This is a genomic window from Spirabiliibacterium pneumoniae, from assembly GCF_014884995.1.
Lineage (GTDB): Bacteria > Pseudomonadota > Gammaproteobacteria > Enterobacterales > Pasteurellaceae > Spirabiliibacterium > Spirabiliibacterium pneumoniae.
The window spans coordinates 368,244-392,982 of record NZ_JABMII010000004.1; the positions used below are offsets into that span (position 1 = coordinate 368,244).

24 protein-coding genes are annotated in these 24,739 nt (G+C 49.4%); 4 read left to right on the plus strand and 20 right to left on the minus strand.

Annotation, left to right across the window (positions count from 1 at the left end):
* The first annotated feature begins 135 nt into the window (after window positions 1-135).
* On the plus strand, window positions 136-2,766 hold the full coding sequence (gene adhE, locus HPC38_RS04185; protein WP_208120012.1) for a bifunctional acetaldehyde-CoA/alcohol dehydrogenase: 2,631 nt from the start codon (window positions 136-138) through the stop codon (window positions 2,764-2,766).
* A 45-nt stretch (window positions 2,767-2,811) separates the two neighbouring features.
* Here the strand turns inward: adhE and crcB are convergent, their stop codons facing one another.
* Genes crcB through argC form a run of 6 tightly spaced genes read right to left on the minus strand, consistent with a single transcriptional unit; the run spans window position 2,812 to window position 7,519 of the window.
* On the minus strand, window positions 2,812-3,186 hold the full coding sequence (gene crcB, locus HPC38_RS04190) for a fluoride efflux transporter CrcB (RefSeq protein ID WP_208120013.1): 375 nt from the start codon (window positions 3,184-3,186) through the stop codon (window positions 2,812-2,814).
* An 18-nt stretch (window positions 3,187-3,204) separates the two neighbouring features.
* A complete protein-coding gene (locus HPC38_RS04195) occupies window positions 3,205-4,023 on the minus strand; it encodes a Cof-type HAD-IIB family hydrolase (RefSeq protein WP_208120014.1) in 819 nt (272 codons plus the stop codon).
* Window positions 4,024-4,040: 17 nt separating this feature from the next.
* On the minus strand, window positions 4,041-4,346 hold the full coding sequence (locus tag HPC38_RS04200; protein WP_208120015.1) for a DUF2288 domain-containing protein: 306 nt from the start codon (window positions 4,344-4,346) through the stop codon (window positions 4,041-4,043).
* Window positions 4,346-5,725 (minus strand): argininosuccinate lyase, encoded by a 1,380-nt coding sequence (gene argH / locus HPC38_RS04205; RefSeq protein WP_208120016.1) that lies wholly within the window; start codon window positions 5,723-5,725, stop codon window positions 4,346-4,348. The genes HPC38_RS04200 and argH overlap by 1 nt, the downstream gene beginning before the upstream one ends.
* A 16-nt stretch (window positions 5,726-5,741) precedes the next feature.
* The gene (gene argB, locus HPC38_RS04210; RefSeq protein ID WP_208120017.1) at window positions 5,742-6,518 is read right to left on the minus strand and encodes an acetylglutamate kinase; all 777 of its coding nucleotides are present in this window, start codon (window positions 6,516-6,518) and stop codon (window positions 5,742-5,744) included.
* Window positions 6,518-7,519: an N-acetyl-gamma-glutamyl-phosphate reductase gene (gene argC, locus HPC38_RS04215; RefSeq protein WP_208120018.1), complete on the minus strand. Its 1,002-nt coding sequence runs from the start codon at window positions 7,517-7,519 to the stop codon at window positions 6,518-6,520. The genes argB and argC overlap by 1 nt, the downstream gene beginning before the upstream one ends.
* Before the next feature lie 134 nt (window positions 7,520-7,653).
* Here argC and argE point away from each other — a divergent pair, with 134 nt between their 5' ends.
* Window positions 7,654-8,796, plus strand: coding sequence for an acetylornithine deacetylase (gene argE, locus HPC38_RS04220; protein ID WP_208120019.1), 1,143 nt, complete (start codon window positions 7,654-7,656; stop codon window positions 8,794-8,796).
* 48 nt (window positions 8,797-8,844) lie between these two features.
* Here argE and HPC38_RS04225 read toward each other — a convergent pair whose 3' ends face one another.
* The 10 genes from HPC38_RS04225 to asnA form a co-directional block, all read right to left on the minus strand.
* Window positions 8,845-9,375 (minus strand): DUF1523 family protein, encoded by a 531-nt coding sequence (locus HPC38_RS04225; RefSeq protein WP_208120020.1) that lies wholly within the window; start codon window positions 9,373-9,375, stop codon window positions 8,845-8,847.
* A 58-nt stretch (window positions 9,376-9,433) separates the two neighbouring features.
* Window positions 9,434-10,216 (minus strand): YchF/TatD family DNA exonuclease, encoded by a 783-nt coding sequence (locus HPC38_RS04230; protein ID WP_208120021.1) that lies wholly within the window; start codon window positions 10,214-10,216, stop codon window positions 9,434-9,436.
* Window positions 10,217-11,197, minus strand: coding sequence for a DNA polymerase III subunit delta' (gene holB / locus HPC38_RS04235; RefSeq protein WP_235977629.1), 981 nt, complete (start codon window positions 11,195-11,197; stop codon window positions 10,217-10,219).
* Complete coding sequence (gene tmk, locus HPC38_RS04240) at window positions 11,197-11,841, minus strand: dTMP kinase (protein ID WP_208120023.1); 645 nt, start codon at window positions 11,839-11,841, stop codon at window positions 11,197-11,199. The genes holB and tmk overlap by 1 nt, the downstream gene beginning before the upstream one ends.
* Complete coding sequence (gene mltG / locus HPC38_RS04245; protein WP_208120024.1) at window positions 11,822-12,859, minus strand: endolytic transglycosylase MltG; 1,038 nt, start codon at window positions 12,857-12,859, stop codon at window positions 11,822-11,824. Before mltG ends, tmk begins: the two co-directional genes overlap by 20 nt.
* Window positions 12,860-12,873: 14 nt before the next feature.
* On the minus strand, window positions 12,874-13,890 hold the full coding sequence (locus HPC38_RS04250) for a YeiH family putative sulfate export transporter (protein WP_208120025.1): 1,017 nt from the start codon (window positions 13,888-13,890) through the stop codon (window positions 12,874-12,876).
* A gap of 25 nt (window positions 13,891-13,915) precedes the next feature.
* Window positions 13,916-14,530, minus strand: a complete 615-nt coding sequence (gene yihA, locus HPC38_RS04255) for a ribosome biogenesis GTP-binding protein YihA/YsxC (protein WP_208120026.1) — start codon at window positions 14,528-14,530, stop codon at window positions 13,916-13,918.
* A gap of 17 nt (window positions 14,531-14,547) precedes the next feature.
* Window positions 14,548-15,129, minus strand: coding sequence for a hypothetical protein (locus HPC38_RS04260; protein ID WP_208120027.1), 582 nt, complete (start codon window positions 15,127-15,129; stop codon window positions 14,548-14,550).
* Window positions 15,117-15,551 carry a DUF805 domain-containing protein gene (locus HPC38_RS04265; protein ID WP_208120028.1) on the minus strand — a complete coding sequence of 145 codons (435 nt, stop codon included), beginning with the start codon at window positions 15,549-15,551 and terminating at the stop codon, window positions 15,117-15,119. Before HPC38_RS04265 ends, HPC38_RS04260 begins: the two co-directional genes overlap by 13 nt.
* A 103-nt stretch (window positions 15,552-15,654) precedes the next feature.
* Window positions 15,655-16,647, minus strand: a complete 993-nt coding sequence (gene asnA, locus HPC38_RS04270) for an aspartate--ammonia ligase (RefSeq protein WP_208120029.1) — start codon at window positions 16,645-16,647, stop codon at window positions 15,655-15,657.
* 169 nt (window positions 16,648-16,816) lie between these two features.
* Here asnA and asnC point away from each other — a divergent pair, with 169 nt between their 5' ends.
* Window positions 16,817-17,278, plus strand: coding sequence for a transcriptional regulator AsnC (gene asnC / locus HPC38_RS04275; protein ID WP_208120030.1), 462 nt, complete (start codon window positions 16,817-16,819; stop codon window positions 17,276-17,278).
* 84 nt (window positions 17,279-17,362) lie between these two features.
* Window positions 17,363-18,121: a uridine phosphorylase gene (gene udp, locus HPC38_RS04280; RefSeq protein ID WP_208120031.1), complete on the plus strand. Its 759-nt coding sequence runs from the start codon at window positions 17,363-17,365 to the stop codon at window positions 18,119-18,121.
* Between the two features lie 41 nt (window positions 18,122-18,162).
* Here the strand turns inward: udp and HPC38_RS04285 are convergent, their stop codons facing one another.
* The 4 genes from HPC38_RS04285 to tamA all read right to left on the minus strand — a co-directional run bounded on the left by HPC38_RS04285 (window position 18,163) and on the right by tamA (window position 24,663).
* Complete coding sequence (locus HPC38_RS04285) at window positions 18,163-18,381, minus strand: YdcH family protein (protein WP_208120032.1); 219 nt, start codon at window positions 18,379-18,381, stop codon at window positions 18,163-18,165.
* Window positions 18,382-18,454: 73 nt separating this feature from the next.
* Window positions 18,455-18,916: a low molecular weight protein-tyrosine-phosphatase gene (locus tag HPC38_RS04290; RefSeq protein ID WP_456242938.1), complete on the minus strand. Its 462-nt coding sequence runs from the start codon at window positions 18,914-18,916 to the stop codon at window positions 18,455-18,457.
* A gap of 39 nt (window positions 18,917-18,955) precedes the next feature.
* The gene (gene tamB, locus HPC38_RS04295) at window positions 18,956-22,930 is read right to left on the minus strand and encodes an autotransporter assembly complex protein TamB (protein WP_208120034.1); all 3,975 of its coding nucleotides are present in this window, start codon (window positions 22,928-22,930) and stop codon (window positions 18,956-18,958) included.
* Complete coding sequence (tamA, locus tag HPC38_RS04300; protein ID WP_328805233.1) at window positions 22,930-24,663, minus strand: autotransporter assembly complex protein TamA; 1,734 nt, start codon at window positions 24,661-24,663, stop codon at window positions 22,930-22,932. Before tamA ends, tamB begins: the two co-directional genes overlap by 1 nt.
* Between the last annotated feature and the right edge of the window lie 76 nt (window positions 24,664-24,739).

Below are 24,739 nucleotides of genomic sequence, written 5' to 3' on the forward strand. Positions count from 1 at the left end.
TCGCTTTTCGATTTTGAAATTTTTTGTTTTATTGATCTAAATCAGTTTTCAGTTTAAGTGGGTGCTGACACGTTTAACCTCCTCGTTTTATAATTTTTCTCAGTTAAATAATTCATAAACTTTTAGGAGAAATTGATGAAAACAACAACGCAATCCGTTGAACTTAGCCCAGCACAAGTCGAAGTCAACCAACTGGTTGAGAAAGGCTTGGCGGCATTGGAACAATTCCGAGCGCTTAATCAAGAGCAAGTGGACTACATTGTCGCCAAAGCCTCCGTAGCCGCGTTGGATCAGCACGGTGCATTAGCCATGCACGCGGTTGAAGAAACGGGCCGCGGGGTGTTTGAAGATAAGGCGACGAAAAATTTGTTCGCTTGTGAATATGTGGTGAATAATATGCGCCATTTAAAGACCGTTGGCGTGATCAGCGAAGATGACGTTACGGGCATTACTGAAATTGCCGATCCTGTGGGCGTTATTTGTGGCGTGACACCAACCACTAACCCAACTTCCACCGCCATTTTTAAATCACTGATCGCCTTGAAAACCCGTAACCCAATTGTTTTTGCCTTCCACCCTTCAGCACAGCAATCTTCTGCACACGCAGCACGCATTGTTTACGAGGCCGCGGTAAAAGCTGGCGCACCAGAAAACTGCATTCAATGGATTGAAACGCCGTCTATGGAAGGCACCAGCGCATTAATGAAACACCCTGGCATTGCCACTATTTTAGCAACTGGCGGTAACGCGATGGTGGAGGCGGCCTACTCCTGCGGCAAGCCAGCCTTGGGCGTCGGTGCGGGTAATGTGCCAGCTTATGTGGAAAAATCCGCCAACATTCAACAAGCGGCACACGATATTGTGATGTCGAAATCATTCGACAATGGCATGGTGTGTGCCAGTGAGCAAGCAGCCATTATCGACAAAGAAATCTACGATGATTTTATCGCAGAGTTGAAATCCTACGGCGTTTATTTTGTGAATAAAAAAGAAAAAACGCTGTTAGAAGAATTTATTTTCGGCGCGAAAGCCAATAGCCAAAACTGCGCAGGGGCGAAATTAAACCCTAATGTGGTGGGCAAATCCGCCCATTGGATTGCCGAACAAGCGGGCTTTTCTGTACCTGAAAAAACCAATATTTTAGCGGCAGTGTGTGCTGAAGTGGGGCCAAAAGAACCATTAACACGGGAAAAACTCTCTCCCGTTCTGGCAATTTTAAAAGCGAACAACACCGAAGAAGGCCTGAAAATGGCAGAGCAAATGGTGGAATTTCATGGGCTTGGTCACTCGGCTGCCATTCACACACAAGATGCCGAACTGGCGAAAAACTTTGGTAAATTGGTCAAAGCTATTCGTGTGATTTGGAACTCACCATCCACATTTGGCGGCATTGGTGATGTGTATAACTCGTTCTTGCCATCACTCACGTTGGGCTGCGGCACCTACGGTAAAAATTCCGTGGGCAACAACGTAAGTGCAGTCAATCTTTTAAATATTAAACGTGTGGGCAGACGGAGAAATAACATGCAGTGGTTTAAAGTGCCATCAAAAATCTATTTTGAGCGCGACTCAATTCAATATTTAAAATCCATGAAAGGTGTTGAAAAAGCGGTTATCGTCACCGATCGTTCCATGGTCGATCTCGGCTTTGTAGAGAAAGTGGTTGCTCAATTAAACCTTCGCCGCAACAGTGTAACCTATCAATTATTTGCCGATGTGGAACCAGACCCAAGCATTGAAACCGTACGCCGTGGAACCGAGCTATTGCGTAGTTTCCGTCCTGATACTATTATCGCCCTTGGTGGTGGCTCTGTAATGGATGCGGCAAAAGTCATGTGGCTTTTCTATGAACAACCAGAAGTGGACTTCCGCGATTTGGTGCAAAAATTTATGGATATCCGCAAACGGGCGTTCAAATTCCCAGAATTAGGCCGCAAAGCCCGCTTTGTGGGCATTCCAACCACTTCGGGCACTGGCTCTGAAGTGACTCCATTTGCGGTGATTACTGAAGGGGATAAAAAATACCCAATCGCTGACTACTCCCTCACCCCGACTGTGGCGATTGTGGATTCTTCCTTCACCATGACCGTGCCTGCGAAAGTCACGGCCGATACGGGGCTTGATGTGCTCACTCACGCCACCGAGGCTTATGTTTCCACCTTGGCGAATGATTTCACTGACGGGCTGGCGCTGCAAGCGATTAAACTGGTGTTTGAATTCTTAGAACGATCTGTAAAAAACGGCGCATCAGACCCTGAAGCGCGTGAGCGGATGCACAATGCCTCCACCATCGCGGGCATGGCGTTTGCCAACGCCTTTTTGGGCATGAATCACTCATTGGCGCACAAAATTGGTGGACACTTCCACACCCCACATGGGCGCACCAATGCGATTTTGATGCCACACGTCATTCGCTACAACGGCACACGTCCGCAAAAAACGGCGACTTGGCCGAAATACAACTTCTACAAAGCGGATGTGAAATATCAAGACATCGCCAAAATGCTTGGCCTGCCTGCCAGCACACCAGCAGAAGGGGTGGAATCATTTGCTAAAGCCTGTACCGAATTGGCACAAAAGGTTGGCATTGAGATGTCGTTCAAAGCGCAAGGCTTGGATGAGCAAACCTGGCTTGACGCACGCCGTGAAATTGCCTTGCTGGCGTTTGAAGATCAATGTTCACCTGCCAACCCTCGCTTGCCACTAGTTGACGATATGATTGACATTCTTACTGATGCCTACTACGGGCCTGAAAAGCGAAAATAATACACTTTTAGCCTACTAAAAACCGCACTTTCAAAGTGCGGTTTTTTAATTTAACCAGCGCCACAATCCATAGCCCAGTGCGGTGAACGCCAGCCCTAGCCCGAGGTGCATGGCAATCACGCCAAAGGCGTTTAACCACTTGTCGCTTAATAGCTTTTCGACCACTTCACCAGAAAATGACGAAAAAGTGGTTAAGCTGCCGAGAAAACCTGTGACTAAAAACACGCGCAGCTCAGCACTGGTGGCTGGGTGGCTGAAAAATGCTGCCATAGCAAGCCCGATAATAAAGCAGCCGATGACATTCGCCACCAATGTGCCAACGGCAATATGCTCGCCAAGTGGATTAAGCCAGATTGATAGCAACCAACGACACACCGCCCCAAGACTTGCGCCAAGGGCGATAAGCAGTACCCATTTCATTTTTCCCCCAAAGTGCGGTTAAACGCCAAAATGTGCGCGCAAGAAACTGGCAACCGATTCATTGCTGTTAGTGCCGATATGTAGCAGCCCTTTTGCTTGGGCTTTAAGACGAGGGTCGGCGTTACCCATTACGCAGCCTTTGCCCACTTCTTGCAGCATAGCAAGGTCATTAAGCCCGTCGCCAAAGGCGACACACGCGCTCAAATCATAATCTCGATGGGCTAAAAGTGCGGTCAACGCGGCGGCTTTGCTTACGCCTTTTTGCATAAATTCTACACAGCGTGGGCCTGAATGCGTGATGCTGACCTCATCACCTAACTGGGCGCGCACCGTATGCTCAATTGGCTCTAAAAATGCGCTTTCACGGGCAATAAAAAAGACTTTTTCACAATCAGTTAGGGGGTGGCTGGCAAAATCCACCACGGTGTAGCTGTACCCCGAATCTTTAAAAAAACGTTCAAATTCGGGCACGGCTTGGCTGATGTACCACTGCCCGTTTTGGTATGCGTTCATCACCACATTGTGCCGATCAAATGGCACTTGCACCAGCTGTTGGGCGATGGCTTCTGGCAAAAATTGGGCATACAGCGAGTTGCCCGAAATATCGTGAATGCGCGCACCGTTAGAGGTAATCATCACGCCACGTTTTAACCCAATGCGCTTGATAATGCCCGCCACATCAGGCTGGCTGCGCCCCGTTGCCAACACAATGTCCACGCCATGCTGCTCAAGGCGTTGCAGTGTTTCAATGGTGAAATCACCTACATAATGCTGAGCATTGAGCAATGTGCCGTCTAAATCTGAGACCACTGCACGAAATGCGCAATGAAATGTCATATTCTCTCCTGTCTATTTTATTGCACCTTTGCAATGTCTTGCACCAACACCCAAGGCGGCAACACCACCGCCCATAGGGTTTGATTGTGAGCGTAAAACGTTTGCGCCTGCTCGGCGGTCACAGCATGAATTTTCCCTTGTTCAATAAGCGAGGCAATGGCTTGACTGTCGTCTTGCAGCATTTGCTGAGCCACATGTACCAAATCTAACTTAGGGGCGATATAAATCACGCGCCCACGCGCAAAATGCACTTGCAACTCGTGCCAATGGATTTTGGCGATCTCTTGGTTAAGATCAAGTTCGTCTAATGGCTGTTTTTGCATTAATCCTGCCCTGACCGCACTTTAGCACCCTCAATCGCCTCCGCCACCCGCTCTGGCGCCACGCCCCCTTTGGCACAACGCTGTGCAAGGCAAGAATCGAGTGAAAGTGCGGTGTAAACATCATCACTCACCACTGAGCTAAACTGCTGGAACTCCTGCACGCTCAGTTCTTCCAACGCTTTACCTTGCGCGATGGCATACACCACCGCCTCACCCACGATGTGGTGCGAATCGCGAAATGGAATGCCTTTGGCAACTAAATAATCCGCCAGTTCGGTGGCATTGGAATAGCCTTTGAGTGCAGCGTCTTTGGTTTTTTCCACGTTAACTTTAATGTCATCAAGCACCAGCGCCGCCATGTCTAAACAGGCGTGCCAGCTGTCGAGTGCATCAAAAATGCCCTCTTTGTCTTCTTGCATATCTTTATTATACGCCAACGACAACCCTTTCATGGTGACCAGCATGCCTGTTAATGCGCCCACCACACGCCCAGTTTTGCCACGAATTAATTCACAAGCGTCTGGATTTTTCTTCTGCGGCATCAGTGATGAGCCTGAGGTGACGCGATCGGAAAGTTCTACAAAATTGGCTTCACCGCTGTTAAAAATAATCAAATCCTCGGCAAAGCGCGAAAGATGCACTTGGCTGATGCTGGCAATAGAGAGCAGTTCCAAAACATGATCGCGGTCAGACACTGTGTCTAAACTGTTGTTGGTAGCGCTATCAAAGCCAAGATCGCGCGCGAGCTGCTCACGATCAACGGCATACGCTGTGCCTGCCAACGCGCCGCAGCCCAATGGGCAGGTGTTCATGCGTTGATAAGCATCACGCAGGCGTGAATAATCACGATCAAGCATTTCAAAATAGGCCAAGCACCAGTGAGCGAAGGTCACCGGCTGTGCGCGTTGCAAGTGGGTGTAGCCTGGCATGACCGCACTTTGTGTTTTTTCTGCGGTGGCAACAAGCTGGCGTTGCAATGCGCGGATCGCCTTTTGCAGTTCGGTGACTTGGCGTTTGCACCACAGTTTAATATCCAGCGCCACTTGGTCATTGCGCGAACGGCCAGTGTGGAGTTTTTTACCCAAATCGCCCACACGCTCGATCAGTTTGCTCTCTACCCAGCTGTGAATATCTTCGTGATCATCTTGCAAGATGATTTCTGGATTGTCCGCCACAATGCGGTGCAATTGCTCAAGTGCACTTTGAAGAGTAGCTTGCTCTTGTGCGCTTAACACGCCGACGTTGACCAGTGCTTTTGACCAGCCAATCGAGCCTTCAATATCCTGCTCGGCGAGCCGATAATCAAAACGCAACGAGTCATTAAATTGTTTGAATCGCGCGTCTGCTGCTTGGGTAAAACGCCCCCCCCATAATGCCATAATCGAGTCCTCTTAATTAATTTGCTTGAATTGTTGTGCCCACTAGCTCGCCGCGCAAAAGTGCGGTCAGCTGGTCGCTGTTTTTCCAACTGGCGATATTCACCGCGCCACCTAAATTTTTCGCAGCCTGCCATGCGGCATTGACTTTCACCGCCATGCCACCTGTGATCACGCCGCGCTGAATTAACTGATCAATCTCGCCACGATTAAGCTGTGGCAAACGTTGCCCTTGGCTGTCTAACACGCCTTCAACATCACTAAGCAACACCAACCGCGCCGATAATAATGTGGCGATGCACACCGCCGCGTCGTCTGCGTTCACGTTCATTAACCGCCCACGGCTGTCAATGCCAATGGAGCTAATCAACGGCAAAAAGCCCGCATTGAGCAGTGTGCGCAATAAAGTGGCATCACCTGGCGCAACGTGCGCCACATGGCCTAAATCCACATCAAATTGATGCGCACGTGTCATGTTGCCATCACCCAAACATAACCCAACGGCGTTGAGATTTTTATGCAACGCTTGGGCGAGCAAGGTTTTATTCGTGGTGCCCGCCAGCGCGCCAGTTACCGCATTGATCTGGTCGCTTGGTGTGATACGCAGCCCTTGTTTTTTGCGCACGGGCAAATGCAAACTTGCCATTAAATTGTCCACCACCACACCGCCGCCGTGCACAATGACGACCTTGTGACGTGCATGCTGGCGAAAAGCATAAAGTGCGGTCAACAGATTGTCCATCGCCTGAGGGTTATCTAACAGCGCACCACCGACTTTCAACACCACTGTTTGCATTAGATTAATCCTAGTGTTTGTTCAAATTGATTACGAATATTGGCGCACTGCACCGCTTGTGCCGCCGCCCCTTTCAGCAGATTATCTTCTGCCCCCACAATAATAATGTGCCCATGCTGCACGCGAAATCCGATGTCGCAAAATGGCGTTTGCTGCACTTGCGCCACCGCTGGCAGCGTTGAACACAGGCGCACCAATGGCGCATTCGCATAAGCCTGTTCAAACGCTTGTTGCACCGCACTTTCATTCACGCCTTGTGCGAGTTTGGCGGTGATGGTCGCCAAAATGCCCCGTTTAAAATTGCCCAAGTGCGGTGTAAAAATCACCTCCCGCCCAAGATGAGTGGCAATTTCGGGTTGGTGACGGTGGTTAAACACACCGTAGGGTTGCAGGCTCACTTCACAAAAGCTACTCTTTAAGCTAGCCTTACGCCCTGCGCCACTCACACCGCTCACAGCGTTGATCACAGGCAGCACATTATCATCGAGCAGGCCAGCTTCAATCAAGGGTTTAAGGCAGAGTTGCGATACTGTTGGGTAGCAGCCTGCCACCGCAACCAAATTAGTTTGCACAATGCGTGCACCCGTCCACTCTGGCAGCCCATAAACCGCACTTTGCAATAATTCAGGATATTGATGCGAAAAGCCATAAAATTGCGGGTAAAATTCACGATTATTAACACGAAAGGCACCAGAAAGATCGAACACTTGGCAGCCTTTAGCATAAAAGTGCGGTGCGAGATCGTGGCTGACTTCGTGGGCGGTGGCGAGAAATACCACATCTGCCTGCTCTGCCACCGCTGACACATTTTCAAGCGGCAGTAATGGCAACTCAACACAGTGAGCAAGCTGCGGATAAAGCGCACTTAATGGCTGATGCGCATCGGCGCTTTGGCGTGAAACATAAAGTGCGGTCAAATTAAATTCAGGGTGATGCGTTAAAATGCGCGCAAGCTCTGCGCCTGTGTAGCCACTTGCACCAATAATTACCGCGTTTAACATCTCAAGCCCTCTTTTTTTAATGAATTTTCAATATTGTAACTAATTTTGTTGATATTGCCACACTCACAGAAATTTTATTGCGAGCACAGGCAAAATTGAGTATGTTGGTGCAATGATTTTTATCAGGAGATTTTATGAGCTTACCGCCTTTTCTTGAACTCTACCGCACATTGATTGCACAAAACACCGTCTCCAGCCTCGTGGCGGAAGAAGACAACAGCAACCGTGTGTTGATTGAAACCCTTGCCACTTGGCTGGAAAGTTTAGGTTTTCGCTGTGAGATATTACCGATTGCAACCTCACGCAGTAAATTCAACCTACTCGCCACCCTCGGCGAAGGCGAAGGTGGTTTATTACTGGCAGGCCACAGTGATACCGTGCCTTTTGATGAAGGGCGCTGGCACTCAGACCCTTTCACCCTCACGGAAAAAGACGGCAAATTCTACGGGCTTGGTACCGCCGATATGAAAGGCTTTTTCGCCTTTATTGTGGACACACTCGCCAATATGGATTTAACACAGCTCAAAAAGCCACTGCGCATTCTTGCCACCGCCGATGAAGAAACCACCATGCTCGGCGCACGCACCTTTGCCAAGCACGCCCACATTCGCCCTGATTGTGCGATTATCGGCGAGCCGTCCTCACTTAAACCTATTCGTGCGCACAAAGGCTACATTGGCAGCGCAATTCGGGTGACGGGCAAATCAGGGCATTCAAGCAACCCTGACGTTGGCGTGAATGCGATCGAAATTATGCACGAGGCTACCGCCAAACTCATTGATCTGCGCAATCACTTGAAAAGCCATTTTCACCATAATGGATTTGCAATTCCTTATCCGACGATGAATTTAGCCAATATCCACGGCGGTGATGCGCTCAATCGCATTTGTGCGTGCTGTGAGTTGCAATTCGACATCCGCCCACTGCCGAATTTAAAATTGGAAGATTTAAACGACATGATGCAGCAGGCCCTTGCGCCATTGATGGATCGCTGGGGCGATCGCGTGCAACTGACCGCACTTTATGAACCGATTCCAGGTTATGAGTGCGAACACAGCGCACAAGTGGTGCAGGTGGTGGAAAAATTGGTCGGCGAAAAAGCAGATACGGTCAATTACTGCACCGAAGCACCGTTTATTCAAGCACTTTGCCCAACGCTGGTGCTCGGCCCTGGCTCCATTGAACAAGCCCACCAACCCGATGAATTTTTAGACGCCAAATTTATTGAACCCACCCGCGAATTATTGGCAAAATTAATCCGCCATTTTTGCGCATAAAACAAAAGTGCGGTCAAACCGCACTTTTTATTGCTTTGTTCACGTTCCCTAACGTCGTTCGCTGACAAACCAGCCGCGAATAAACTGGATAGATAAAAACAAAGTGAGGAGCAAGAAAATATACGCCACATAACTGGCAATAGGCCAGCCTGGTTCGGTGCCAGGTTCAACGGCTTTGATGGAAACCATATTGCGGAACTCGTCAAACATCACAATCCGCCAGCCGTAGTATTTGATTTGCACGAGCTTTTTCTCCGCAGCAAAGGCTGAGGCTTTAGCTTGTAAATCAGCGGAATTGAATTTGAAATAAAATGGGAATCCCCAGCGGGTGTCTTCGTTACGATACACCATCACTTTGTCGGTGCCTGGTTTTTGGGTGTAAACATAATAGACATCACGGGTTGGGCCGTCGGCAGGGTTTGCCTTGGTGATCGGGCCGTCTTTATCCACGCGTTTCACTTCCACTCCAGACACATTCGCCACTTGATAATGTGGGAAGAAAAAATTTACCCCTGCAAATAACACGCCATGAATGATTAACGTGACTAAAATAAAAAATAATGAAATAAAACGACGCATGACTAACTCCTTGGTGACAATGCTGCATTCGCTTAGTTTAACATAAGCGCGCTAAAAACTAACGCACTTTGCACTGAAAGAGGCGCTCAAAATTCTCGGTGGTGATCTCTGCGAGCTGCTCGACACTCACCCCCTTAAGGGTGGCAACATAATCACACACCTCGCGCACATACGCAGGCTGATTTTGTTTGCCGCGGTACGGCACAGGGGCGAGATAAGGCGAGTCAGTTTCCACTAAAAGCCGCTCAAGTGGGACGGTTGCAATCACATCACGAATGTCTTGCGCATTACGAAAGGTGATGATGCCTGAAACCGAAATATAAAACCCGATCGCCAGCGCTTGCTCCGCCATCCATTGATTTTCCGTAAAACAGTGCAGCACGCCACCGCACTTTTGCGCATTGCCTTCGCGCAAAATCGCCATGGTGTCTTCACGCGCCTCGCGGGTGTGGATAACCAGCGGCTTATGCACTTCATTCGCAACCGCCACCTGCTCGGCAAAAATGTGCTGCTGCTCGCGCTTGCTGTCTGCGCTGTAATGATAATCCAGCCCACACTCCCCTATAGCAACCACCTTAGGGTGACTTGCAAGCTGTACTAAACGCGCGCGATCAAAGGGTTCATCATCAATGTTCAGCGGGTGTACGCCGCAAGACAGCGACACATTCTCACGCGCTGACAAGTTGGGATACATCGCTTCAAAGCCTGCCAAAGTGGTGCCAATCGACAACACATGGCGCACCTCGCGCGCTTGCGCTTTGGCCAGTACATCATCAATATCGTGATGAATATTTTCATAATCAAGACTGTCGAGATGACAGTGGGAATCTACAATAAACACTTAAACCTCAAATACATCTGTTATTAATTTGGTGAGAAAATCCAGCACCAGCAGCGAGCTGTTAACCGCGCTAATGTCGCGTAAATCACGGCGCAATTGGCTAACCTGCTGCCAAGCATTGATAAAATGCGCAGGCGTATAGCGCGCCATCAAGCGCTGAATCCCTGGCGTGAGATCGCTATTCACCCAGCCTTCGCGGATGTTTAAACCGCACTTTATGCAATCGGCAAACACACTTTCAAGCCACGCCAGTTGCCCATCAAGCAGTGCATTGTCGTTCAGCGCAAAGTGCTCCAAAAACGCCATCACGTCACGCGTTTGGGAAAACGCCCAAAACGCGCGCAAAAAGGTTTTACGGTTGGCTAATTGCGCCGTTTGAATCATTGCCAGCGCCTGCAAAGGGCGATGGGCAGAGAGTTTCAATGCCACCTGCGCGTCTTGTGGCGCAACCCCTTGCGTGACGAGCCAATCCTCGCCCTGCTGCGCATTCGGTGCGGCAATCGTCCACACCTGACAGCGGCTGTAAATAGTGGCCATCAACGGCTGGCTGAGATCGGCTGCCAATAAAAAATAGGTGTTATCGCGCGGCTCTTCTAAGGTTTTCAACAGCGCATTGGCTGCCGATTCGGTGAGTTTTTCCGCTTGGGGAATCAGCACCACTTTATTGCCGTCTTGTTGGGCGTGATTTTGCAACTGCACAATCACCTCTCGCACCTGCTCAACACTCACCGTTTTGCCTGCCTCACAAGTCAAACGGTGGCAATCGGGGTGGTTTATACTAGCCGATAACTGGCAATCATGGCACTGCCCACACGCCTCAAGCGCTGGCGCTTGGCGACACAAAATGCCTTGCGCGATGCGCTCAAGCAGCTGCTCCACGCCAAGGTTGCGCTCGGCATTAAGCAGCAACGCGTGATGACCGTGTTGCTGCATAAAAGTGCGGTCAATGGCAGCAAAGGTCGGCTCAAGCCACGGATACATCACACCATCACCTTGGCAAACCACGCCCTAACCGCACTTTGCACTGCTGCGGTTACATTTTCCAGCCCTTGCCCTGCGTCAATGATCACGGCATTAGCATCTTGCGCCACCAGCTCCAAATAGCGTGCGCGCGTGCGTTCAAAAAAGCTCAGCTCAGCACGCTCTATACGATCCAGTTCACCGCGCGAACGGGCGCGCGATAATCCTTGCGCGGGGTCAATGTCGAGATACAACGTCAAATCGGGTTTAAATTCGCCCAAAATGGCCTCACGCAAGCGTTCGAGCAAAGTGCGGTCAAGCCCTCGCCCACCGCCTTGATAGGCTTGTGATGAGAGATCGTGACGATCGCCTAGCACCCATGCACCGCTGGCTAATGCGGGCTTAATCACATTATCCACCAGCTGAATACGCGCGGCATAAAGCATTAATAATTCTGCCTTGTCGCACACCTCTTCGCCGTCCACACCGTGTTTAATCAGCGCGCGCAATTTTTCCGCCAACGGCGTGCCACCAGGTTCTCTCGTGAAAACCACATCATGCACGCCCAGTTCCAAAAGCACTTGCACCACCGCCTCGCGCGCGGTGGTTTTACCCGCGCCTTCTAGGCCTTCAAGCACAATAAATTTACCTTGTGGCTTTGTCATGTTTTTGTTTCCGTAATTGCTGTAAATAGTGCGCCACCGCGCGGTTATGATCGCCAAGCGTGGCGCTAAACGTGTGCCCGCCTTGCCCATTGGCCACAAAATACAATGCACTCGTTTGCGCTGGATGTGCCACCGCGTGCAATGATGCCTCACTGGGCATGGCAATCGGCGTTGGTGGCAAGCCGTCGATTTGATAAGTGTTATACGCGGTGACTTCATTGAGATCCGCGCGGCGAATGTTGCCTTGATAGCGCGCCCCCATGCCGTAAATCACGGTAGGGTCGGTTTGCAGGCGCATATTTTTGCGCAGCCGATTGATAAACACCGCCGCCACCTGCGCACGTTCGTCATCCAGCGCGGTCTCTTTTTCCACAATGGAGGCGAGAATTAACAGTTCATAGGGCGTTTTTAACGGCAAATTCGTCTCGCGCGCCGCCCACGCACGGGAAAGTGCGGTTTGCATTTTATCGCTTGCACGTTTTAGCAGCGCCAGTGCGCTTGAGTTGGCGGTGTAGTGATAGGTGTCAGGGTAAAGCCAGCCCTCGAGCTTCGCAGGGCTGCCCTCAGGCAAGGCTAACAGGCGATAAAGTGCGGTTTCATCTTGCCCTTCATCTTGGGTTAAATGCTGTGCTTGCGTCAAACTGGCCAGCACTTGCTTTGCCGTATCTCCCTCGCCGACACGCCAAGCAAATTGCGCTTCTTTGCCACTGGCAAACAAACGCAACAGCTCGCTTAAGTCTCTGATGCCCTGCAAGGAATAAGTGCCCGCTTTGACGGCCGCCAACTCAGGTTGCAGTTTCAACAGCAAGGGAAAAAACGGGCTTGCGTCAATCACCCCTTGGGCGTGCAAATACTCGCCGAGTTTTTTACCTGTGGTGCCTTTTTTAATAGTCAGCAGCTGCTCAGGCGTGGCGTGAATAGGGCTGTGGGCCAACGCATTTACTTGCTGATACACCCAAACGCCCGCGCCAAGCGCAGCCAAGAGTAAGAGACTGAAAAGTGCGGTCCATTTTTTCATCTCACCCCCGTCTGTTAAAACACTTGCTGCATCGCCACATTGACGACAAAACCGCCAACAACCAACCAGATAAACACCAGCAAGCCCAGCACCAACGGTTTGGCACCCGCTTGTTTAATGGCGCCAATGTGGGTGGTCACGCCAAGGGCGGCCATTGCCATCATCAACAAAATGCCGTCCAACTCAACCAGCCAATGCACAATCGGCGCAGGCACGATAGGGAAAGAATTCAGCACAGCCACCAAAATAAAAAACACCGCAAACCATGGAATGTTAATTTTACGCGTGCCCCCAACCGCACTTTCTTTCGCCAGCGCATAAGAAAGCACCAGCAAGAACGGCGCGAGCATCATTACGCGAATCATTTTGGTGATTACCGCATCATCGGCGACCAGTGGGTTAATATTGCCCCCTGCGGCGTAAACTTGTGCCACTTCATGCACACTCGAGCCAATATAAATCCCGAACTGGTGATCGCTGAGATATTGTGTCATGTAAGGATACAAAATCGGGTAAACAAACATCGCAATGGTACCGAAAATCACCACAATGGCAATTGCCACCGCCACTTTGTGAGATTCCCCACGCACCACAGGCTCACTTGCCATCACCGCGGCTGCACCACAAATGCTACAACCCGCGGCACTGAGATAGACAATTTGCTTGTCGATTTTCAGCCATTTGTAACCCAGATAAAAGGTTAAAAAGAAAGTGCTGATCAGCATGATGGCATCGCTGGCAATGGCGTTCAGCCCCACTGCATCAATTTGTTGAAACGTGATACGAAAGCCGTAAAGCACAATTCCTGCACGCAACAAAATGCCTTTGGCAAAGGTGATGCCGCTATGGCAGGTATTCGCCACGCGACCATAGACGGTATTGCCCACCAACATGCCAAGCAAAATGGCAAAAGTAAGCGCACTCATACCAATGCTGGCACCGATGTGGTTAGCATTTAACCAAAATGCCAATGCTGTAATGATACCTGCCAATATTAGCCCTGGAATGTAATCCATTATTTTATTTAACATAATTTTATCCTGTATTAACCGCACTTTATGCTTGTGCTACCAGTAATGGCGCAAACCATTGATTTAATTTTGCAGAAAGTGTGCTCACGCCCAATTTTTTGAGGCTGGAAAAGGCTTCTACCTGCACGTCACCTTGAAACGGTAAAATCGCCTCACGCACCATTTTAATCTGCTTGCTGCGCTCTTTTTGGCTGACTTTGTCGGCTTTCGTTAACAGCAATAACACTGGCAAATTGGCACTGACCGCCCATTGTAGCATTTGCTGATCCAAATCTTTCAGCGGGTGGCGAATATCCATTAAAATCACCACGCCCCCTAAACACGCACGTTTTTGCAAATATTCTCCCAGCGCCTGCTGCCATTGAATTTTCATTTTCTCAGGCACAGCAGCATAGCCATAGCCTGGCAAATCGACAATTTTGCACTCGGGTTCGACTTCAAAGAGATTAATCAGTTGCGTTCGCCCTGGTGTTTTTGAGGTGCGCGCAAGATTTTTTTGATTGGTCAACACATTCAATGCAGTGGATTTGCCTGCATTAGAGCGCCCTGCAAAGGCAATTTCAATGCCGCTGTCGTCGGGCAAATGCCGAATATCTGGCGCACTCATCAAAAAATGGGTTTTGTGATAATTGAGTTCCATTGCTGCTCACTTATGCCTTATGGTTGGCATAGATAGGTTAAAAAAGACGCCAATTTACGCGCGCTGCCCACAACAAGGCGCGTGGCCTCCGCTGACGAAAGCTGTTCACGCTGGAGATAAATTGGCTTGCTGTGGGCTAGTGTATCATCTTTAAGCTGCCATTGCCCCCAAAAGTGCGGTCGCTGCTTTACTGCCTGAAGTTCACGAATGCCAAAACTCAACGCATGTGAAACATTCATCGACTTGTGGGCTAAATACGCCTGACAAAGGTTGGCGTGCTGAACATCAAACATGTCAATAAAGCCCGCAGGGGCGATTTCATACAGCGTGAGCTGAGAAATGGCGTGCGTACGCAGCGCGCGCAGCGGTGTACTTTGGTGGTTAATCACCACGACAATCTGATGCCCACCAAGCTGCTGCAACGCGAGCGTTTGCCCATGGATATGCGCTGAAATGGTTGGCTTTTCGCCACTAAATTCCACCACCTGCGCCTGACCGTGTGTATCCACAAACGCCAGTTTTCGCTCGCCTGTGGCAATGCAGCCCGTTAAACACAACGCCAACAATGCCGCAAGGCAATAACGCGTTAGTCTTTCCATTTTAATGATACTCCGCGCGCACCGTAGCGGTTAGGTTCGTTTTTGCCCAAAAACACACCCCAATCGAGCACGAATAAGGTCACAAAAAACAGCGGAAAGAAGCGCCCTAACGCCCACGCCATTGCGCCAGTGGCCTGTTGTGAGAGGATATAACCCAAAATCGGCAGCGCGATCATCCACACCGCCCAGCCTGAGCGGTTGCGATCATGTAGCCGCTTGACCGCCACGGCGCAAAAACAAAAGCAGATCAACGCTAGCATCAGTGAGGCTAAAAGTGCGGTATGAGTTTGTGCAAAAAGGACGGGCAGTGGCAAAATATTGGCAATCAGCACCAGCGCCAGCGCACAAATGCCGACACCTTGCCAAAACCCTAGGCGATTAAGTCGCCCACGAAATGAAAATAATAGCTGCCACAGTGTCATAATACTCTCCCTAAATCAGGGCTATCATAAAGCAAGCAGCCACTTTTGTCAGCTTAGGCAGAAAAAAACCGCACTTTAGTGAAAAGTGCGGTTGAAGGTTCGATTATAAAATGTCTTCAAACTCGTCAGTGACTTGTTTTGGCCACACGCTTGATTGCACTTGGCCAATGTGTTCTTTTTGCAGCAACAACATCGCCATACGAGATTGTCCAATGCCACCACCGATCGACAATGGCAACTTGCCGTTGACCAAATCTTGGTGCCATGGCAATTCAAGGCGATCTTCCGTGCCACTGATGGCAAGCTGTTTGCGCAACGCGGTTTCGTCCACACGAATGCCCATTGATGAAATTTCAAACGCCGATTGCATCACAGGGTTCCACACCAAAATATCGCCATTGAGGCCTTTGTACTCTCCCTCACTTGGGGTTGTCCAGTCGTCGTAGTCTGGCGCACGCAAATCATGCGGTTTGCCATCAGACAATTCGCCGCCGATACCAATCAAAAACACCGCACCGTGCTCTTTACAAATTGCGCTTTCACGCTCTTTGTCGTTCATATTCGGAAAACGTTTGACTAACTCTTCGCTGTGGACAAACGTAATGTCTTCAGGCAAAAAGCTCTTAGTGCCGTATTTTTCTTCCACCAAAAGTGCGGTTTCACGCATGGCGGCATAAATTTCGCGCACGGTTTCTTTCAAATAATCCAAATTACGGCGACCTTCAGGGATCACTTTTTCCCAATCCCATTGATCCACAAACACAGAGTGCGTGCGGTCAAGGCTGGTTTCATCAGGGCGCAGTGCAATCATGTTGACATAAAGCCCTTCACCGGGTTGGAAATCAAAGCGCGCTAACGTGTGGCGTTTCCATTTTGCCAACGAATGCACTACTTCAAAGCGCAAGCCGTGAATTTGACGGATTTTCACTTGCACCGCATTTTCAACGCCAGATAAATTATCTTGCATACCATTGCCAACTTGGCTCAACAGTGGGCCTGTCACTTCCACAATGCCCAAATGTTCGCGCAATTTACGCGCAAAAGTGTCTTTCACAAAACTGATTTCTTGTTGTTGTAAGATAAATGATTTTTTCATATTATTTTTACTCATTGGGTTAAAACTGCAGTTATTATCTAATTTTTTTAGCCTTATTCAATACAAAAAGCAATCTTACCAAGATTTTTTTAAAGTTTTTTGCTATTATATAGAAATCATATAAAATATGCCTATTATTTTTGAATAAAAATCAATAACGGAGCCAAAAATGCAATCATTCGGTCAAATTGATGCACTCGATCAACAAATTTTACGGGTTTTAACCAAAGATGCGCGCACCCCGTATGCCGAAATGGCCAAACAATTTGGTGTCAGCCCAGGCACCATTCATGTGCGGGTGGAAAAAATGCGCCAATCGGGCGTGATTGAAGGCACCAAAGTGCGGTTGAACGAGCGCAAGCTCGGCTATGATGTGTGCTGCTTTATCGGCATTATTTTAAAAAGCGCGAAAGACTACGACACTGTGATCAAAAAGCTCGACAGCTTTGATGAAGTAGTGGAAGCCTACTACACTACAGGCAACTACTCAATTTTTATCAAAGTGATGACACACACCATTGAAGAGCTCCACCATGTGCTGGCGAGCAAAATTCAGCTGATTGATGAAATTCAGTCCACTGAAACGCTCATTTCAATGCAAAACCCGATTTTGCGCGACATCAAACCATAAAAATTTGAGCCAGCTCTCAGTTTTTGACCGCACTTTGCGATAGACTGACCCGATTTTTAACAACAATAATAAGAGGATATAATTATGGCAGATGTTTTTCACTTAGGCTTAACTAAAGCCGATCTCAAGGGTGCGAAAGTGGCGATTGTGCCAGGCGACCCTGCACGCGTTGAGCGCATCGCACAAAAAATGGATAACCCAACTTTTTTAGCCTCCACCCGCGAATACACCTCGTGGCTGGGCTATGTCAACAATCACCCTGTGGTGGTCTGCTCCACTGGCATCGGCGGGCCGTCAGTGTCGATTGCGGTGGAAGAATTAGCCCAACTCGGCGTGCGCACTTTTTTGCGCATCGGCACTACTGGCGCCATTCAACCCCACATTAACGTTGGCGATATTTTAGTCACCACGGGTGCGGTACGTTTAGACGGTGCCAGCCAACATTTTGCACCATTAGAATACCCAGCCGTAGCTGATTTTGCCTGCACCACCGCACTTTACAACGCCGCAAAAGCCAGTGGCCAGCAAACCTACATTGGTATCACCGCCTCATCGGATACCTTCTACCCAGGTCAAGAGCGATATGACACCTACACGGGCAAAGTGTGCCGTCGTTTCCGCGGATCACTTAAAGAGTGGCAATCACTAAATGTGATGAACTTTGAAATGGAATCAGCCACCTTATTCACCATGTGTTCAGCCCTTGGCTTGCGCGCAGGCATGGTGGCAGCAGCGATTGTGAACCGCACACAACAGGAAATCCCGAACGAGCACAACATGAAACAAGCCGAAGAAAACGCCATTCAGATTGTGGTGAAAGCCGCTGGCGAACTCGCGGCATAAGTTTTCCGCCTAAAAAAACCTGCCCGAAGGCAGGTTTTTGATTATTTGCCGTCCGCCTCTTTAATAATGGCGTAGAGCTTGTCTTTCAGTAACAATTTTTCTTTTTTCAGCGTTTCCACCTCTTCTGGTGTGCCGATCTCAATATTGCTCTCAATGGCTTTGATTTTATGATCCAACTCATTGTGCTCTTCAAACAAGCGAGCAAAATGGGCATCTTCTTGTCGTAATTTTTGGATTAAATCGCGATGTTCTGGAAACATAATTTCTCCTTATCAATGATAGAAAGTCACGCTCATAGCTTTATACTAAAGCAACACCTCACAATAAACAACCTTAAATCTGCTTGCGCTGAATTTTTGTGAGCAATGCCTCACAACAGCGATCTAACAAGCGATAGGTCTGCTCAAAATCGCCCGTGTACCACGGATCTGGAATATGATCTATTCCAAGATCATCGACCAATTCTGTGATATTGAAAAGCTTATCATGCTTGCCAAAAAATCGCTGGGCATCATGCAGATTTTGCGCATCCATCACAATTAAATAATCAAATTCTTGCAAATCACGTTTAGTGATTTTACGGCTGACAAAGCCCGTTGGCGCGATGTTGTGCTCGCGCAATTTGGCCGCAGTGGCGCGGTGCATATCCTCACCGTCGTGATATCCCGCCGTGCCTGCGCTGTCAACGCGGACATCATCAAGGCCAGCGCGGGCTAGCTTGTCGCGCAAAATGTACTCCGCCATCGGCGAGCGGCAAATGTTGCCTAAACAGATAAATAAAATCTTCATCATCACCTCACAAGCAAAGTGCGGTTTGACTGACCGCACTTTGGGTTAAAACTCAAATTGATACAACAGATCTACCGCTTGGTTGACACCAGAAACAGACTGCAAATACAGCTGCGGAATGATTTTGTAGCGCAATGTTAGCTCAGCAATCGGTTGGAACAACCCGACACCATATTTTACCTGTAGCCTTGGGGTGATGTTGCCGCTGACCACCACTTGCGAATTATCGCCAATGCCAGCGGTGTCGAGCGAGAGATCGCTGATGCCAAAGGCCTCACCAATGCCGCCGACCACTTTGCCACCCTTAGACAACCCAAGGCCGAGCATCGCCGCACCAATTGACGCCCCTGATGCAGCGTCACCGCTGTTGTCCAGCCCGCGGCCCGTTAAGAGATAAGACAGCGCCTCATCTTGCGACATTGCAGGCTCTGAGAACACTTGCACATCAGGTTGGTCGGCAATGCCCGTGACTTTTAATCCTGCAACAATTTTGCTGTTTTCCATCGCTTCAGGGTTACGAATCGCCTCAATATTTAAAAACGGTTGCGAAGCCAGGCCTGAGAAGCTGATTTGCCCGCGGCGAATCAGCAAATCTTGCCCGTAGGAGTTATAGCGCCCGTTTTTGATATCCACTTGGCCATAAAGCCCTAAGTTTTTCTCTTGGCGCACATCAAGCGTGCCGACGAGGTTGGCTTTAAGGCCATAGGCGTCTAAAAAGACATCATCACCAATGTTGACTTTAACATCAGAGGCAAACACCATGCCGTCTTTGCGCGCCACCACTTTGCGCACGCTGGCTTTATTTTTGGCATCCACAATCACCATATCACTGCTGACGCCAACCGCACTTTCAGGCAATTCTTCAATTTTAATCCGCGCCCACGGCACATCCACAGTGCCTGTGACTTTTACAAGTTTTGGGCCCGCCTCCACGTCAATATTTGGGCTGGCCTCAAGGCGCGCCATTTTCGGGATCGCCACTTTAAAGTGATTGGCGTTGGCGTTTAAGTATGCCTGCCATTGATCAAGGGTTTTCCAAGAGGCGTTGCCGCTTAAATTCAGCTGGCTGTCAGGCGTTTTCAACACGCCTTGCAGTGTTGATGAGGTGCCGTTGAAGGCCAAATTCAGCTGGCCATCGCTGACTTGCACTGGGCTGGTGAACATTTTCAGCGCCAAGCCTGTGAGGTTGAACTGTCCATTAAGCAGAGGCGCTTGCAGGCTGCCGCCGAGTGTTAAATGGCTATTGGCCACACCTTTAAACTGCTCACCTTTCGCCAGCAGTGGGTTGACCAACGGGCCGAAATTGAGCGCGTTTAACACCACATTACCGCTGAGCTGGCGACCTTTTGGCAAGTCTGTGATGGTGATATCCGTGCTGAGCTTACCTTGCTTGTTGACCTCAAGGGCACTTTTCAGGCTCAGGTTGTTGTCTTTAATCGAGCTTGTCACGTTGATATTGCCCAGCGCGATTTGAAACGTGCGGTAGTCAATTTTTTGCTTGAACGCGATGTTAGGGCTGGTGATATTCATATCCAATGCAAAAGATTTGTTGGCAAACCACGCCGCCTGACCGCTACCACTGAGCACACCAGTCAGCTCGGTTTTGTCATCCAAAAACGGCTTGAGCATCGCTAAATTGACTTGCTTAAGCTCAAACGGCACATTGCCCTGCTTGCCCGCTTTAAATGCTTTCGGGAAGCAAATTTGCGCTTGATTATTTAGCCAGCAGTGGGCTGCAACTGTAGCTTCACTTTGCGCTAAATTAACATCGAGGGTGATATTTTGGTCGTTTTTCCAATTGCCCACAGGTGAGGCAAGCTGAATTTTTGCCAGTGTGCCCGCCCACGTTTGTTTGCTGCGATCAAAATGGCCATAAACATTAAACGTGCCTGACACGGGCTCGCCTTGAGTGCGAATGTTGAGCTTGTGATTTTTCTCGCTGCCGTCGGCGATGATCTTCGCCTGTTTGAGTTGAATGTCATTCATTTGCAACGAGGCAAGATCGATATAAAGCCCCCCTTCGATTTGCTGATTCACATTCACTTTTCCCTTGGCAGAAAGATTGCGCAGATGTAGATCATTAAAATCCAATTTGCTACTGGTGAGATCCACCACCGCATACGGCTTGTGAATATCCCCTTGCAGCAACACATTGCCTTGCATGCTAGCGCTTAAACCTGGCACCAGCCCAGCCAAATTCGGCGCGTCGATGTCCATGCGTAAATCAGAATGATCATCAAGATAACCATTCACTCGCAGGGTATTTTTGCCATAAAGCAATTTCAGGTCGTCTGCGTTAAGCAGGCGTTTGTCGCTGCTTTGCGCATTGCCAATGAGCTGCAGGCTTTGCCCATTGAGCTTGCCTTGCACATCCAGCTCACTTACGCTGACTTGCCACGCGTTGCCGTCCACCACGCCTTCACTTTTCAAGCCACCGTTGAGCACCGCTGCCCACGCTTTGGCAAATTCGCCTGTGTTGATGTTATCGAGTGAAAGTGCGGTCTCCCAACGCACGCCCTGCGCCCAATCGAGCTTACCTTGCAATTGGCTTTGCCCTTTAAGCGCTGCCAGCGTGAGCGCGTGGATCTCAAGTGCCGTCAGCTCGCCGTCGGCATCTAAATTGGCATGTAATGGCGGGATAGATCGCCCTTTCACGGCACTGTCAAATGCAATATGATAATTCAGCAAATCCCCCGTCACGCTTAAGTTGAGTTTTTCTGCCTCAAGCAGCGCCACCTCATTTTTCGCCCGCGCGAATGGATAGTGAAAGTGCGGTGAGGTGAGGCTGAGATTAAACGGATTTTTCGCCTCGCTCAGTTGAATGTCACCTTGTAATTGTGCGTTCACCCCGCCTTGCACATCAAGAGAAAGTGCGGTGGTTTGCGCCAATGCGCCACTGAGTTTGATATCAATTTGGCTTTGCGGCAGTAATAGCTCGCCTTGGTGTTTGAAATCAAAAATCTCACCGTTAAGGTGAAAATCCAGCGGATAATCACCGCTTAGGGTGGCCTTGCCCTGCCCGTTGAGGTGCGCTAAATTGCTTTCAATGAGCAGTTGTTCAAGGGCGATGTGGCTTTCATCGGCTTGTCCTTTGAGCTTGAGGTTGTCAATGGTCACCTCAAATGGCTCGCCTTCAGCACTCAGCTGTTGGTAGCGCCAGTTTTGCGCCTCAATCCCTTCAAGGTGCATCGCAAACGGCAGCACCACGTCTTTGAGCGATCCTAACAGTGGCTCGCTCAATTTCTCATGTAAGGCGTCCCAATCCACACGCTCAACCGCACTTTGGGTGTTTTGATGATGAAGCTCACTCGCCCCTTCTACGGCGAGAGCGGTGTCCACCGCCTGATCGTTAAGCACGGCTTTTGCTACATCGGTTTGCGCGTCTTTTTCCGTTTGAGCCATCACCACATTCACGTTATCAATGCGGGTTGGTGCAATCGTCAGCCCCGTGTCGTTATTGAGTGAAAGTGCGGTTTCAAAATGGCCCAGCTGCGCGTGGGTGTTGTCAATTTGGGTATTGATGTCGGACAATTGCACATGTTTCACCTCAATTGCCACAGGCAGGTCGATTTTTTTCATCTCACTCGGCGGCGAAGGCTCAGACGGCGGCAATTTGCTGGTATCTACGGCGATGTTAGCGTGTGCTAACGTGACATCATTAATGCAAATTTTGCGTTTGATTAAGCACGAAAGCTGCAATTGCGCGCGCACATCGCCAACATTAACGGCAACGCCGTCTGTTTCGTAGGTGACGTTTTTCAGCACTAAGCCGTCGCTGAAATTACCTTCAACGCGGTCGATGTGCAGTTGATCTAACAATTTATCTGTCCACTGTAACGCCATGCGCTGCCCCGCTCCCGTGCCGAGCAACACGCCAAGGGCAATGACGAGCAGCAATAAAAAAAGGCAAATGCCCCATAACAGCGCGTGCCAACCGCACTTATGCTTTTGACGAACAGGTTGTGGGGTGTCGCTGGCGGTATGTTCTGGCGTTTGCGCCTCTTTTTCTTGTTCTGCCATTAGAGTTCTGTCCCTAAGCCGATGTAAAATTGAATGTTGTGGCTGCCGTCTTTGTCATGCACGGGGGTAGCGATGTCCAGTTTAACCGCCCCCACAGGTGATGCCCAGCGCACGCCCACACCCGCACCTGAGCGCAGCTCTTTGCGGCTATAACTGTTGGCGGCAAGGCCCGTGTCGTAGAAAATGGCGCCCCACCAGTTCGGATACACTTGGTATTGATATTCAAAATTGGCGGTCGCTAAGCGTGAGGCGCCAACAAGCTTGCCATTTTTGTCTTTAGGCGAGATTTTTTTATATCCATAGCCACGAATGGAGCGATCCCCGCCAGCAAAATAGCGCAGCGCAGGTGGAATGCGGTTAAAATCCGCACTTTTCATGTAGCCTGCGTCAAAGCGCAATAAAATGCGGTGATTGTCAAAATAGGTACGAATCCACGCCGAGCTGGCACGCACGCTGAAAAAGTTAACATCCGAGCCCCAGATTTTTTGCCCTAAGTTAAAGGTGATATTTTGTGCATCGCCCCAGCTTGGGAACATTCCACCACGCAAGCGCGTGCGGTTTAGCCCCGCCGTTGGATAAATCAGCAAAGTGCGGTTTGACACATCGGCTTGGGTGAAGGCGTCATAACGGGCGCGCAGCCCTAAGAAATATTGCCAGCCACTGTCGTGTTTCCAATAACGCAATCCTGCTAAGGTGATAGTGTCCGAGTGGGTGTCGTTGGTGCGCTCACGATCTAGCCCAGCGGAATATTCATAGTAATATTTCAGTGCATTTTTCAACAGTGGGATTTTGTAGGTCATCTCCACCGTTTGCTGCGGTTTAGAGAGATAAAAACTGCTGCGAAAGCTGTGACCTCGGCTGTTGATCCACGGTTTGTTCCAGTTAAGTTGCAATCGTGGGCCAACATCGGAGGCATAACCAATCCCAATTTCCATGCTGTTTTTCTTTTTCGGGCGCAGCAACACGTTTAAATCCACACGATGATCTTCCGCCACCAGCTTAGGTTGTAACAACACGGAGCTAAACCAGTTGGTGGAGGTATAATTGGCCGTCAAGGTGGAAAGATCGTTGATCAAATACGGATCGCCTGACTTGATGTTGAGCATATTGCGCAAATAGTCTTCCCGAATTTGCGAATGCTCAAAGGTAACCTCGCCGTAATGATAACGCTCGCCACTGTCAAAAATCATATGCCAAATGGCAAGATGCTCTTGCAACATCACCAACAGCTGCGAGATTTGAAAGTCAGCGTCAAAGTAGCCTTGTTTGACCGCCAATGTTTGTAACGCGGATTTAAAATCGTCATAGGTGCCTTGATTTAAAATGGTGCCTGCTGGCGGAATGGTTTTCTTTAAATCAATAAAGGCAGGATTTTGCGCTGCCTCACCGATAATCGACACTTCGTTTTCCCCTAATTTCACGGGCTTGGCAAGGGTAACATCGGCATAAAGCAAATCTTTCAGCCCCGCGCGAGGAACAAAAGTATAACGAATGGTGTTATCAAAATACCCCAACGCACGCAGGGCATTTTCAATAGTTTGGCTAACCAAGTATTGATAACGCTCTGATCCGTCGGCTTCGTCATTGCTTAATTGAGAGAGATGAATCCGCACATTGTTGTAAAGCTCTGGGTTATCAATGCCACGCACTTTGAGCAATACTGTCTGCTGCGCAGAAGCGCACGCACTCCATGCGCACACGCCTGCTAACACAAAACGCCAAAATGGCTTCACTCCCAATTTCACACGCCTCTCCCATCCATCACAACGTTGCATAATTTCCTAAGTTTACCGATAAGCTAGGCGCTTG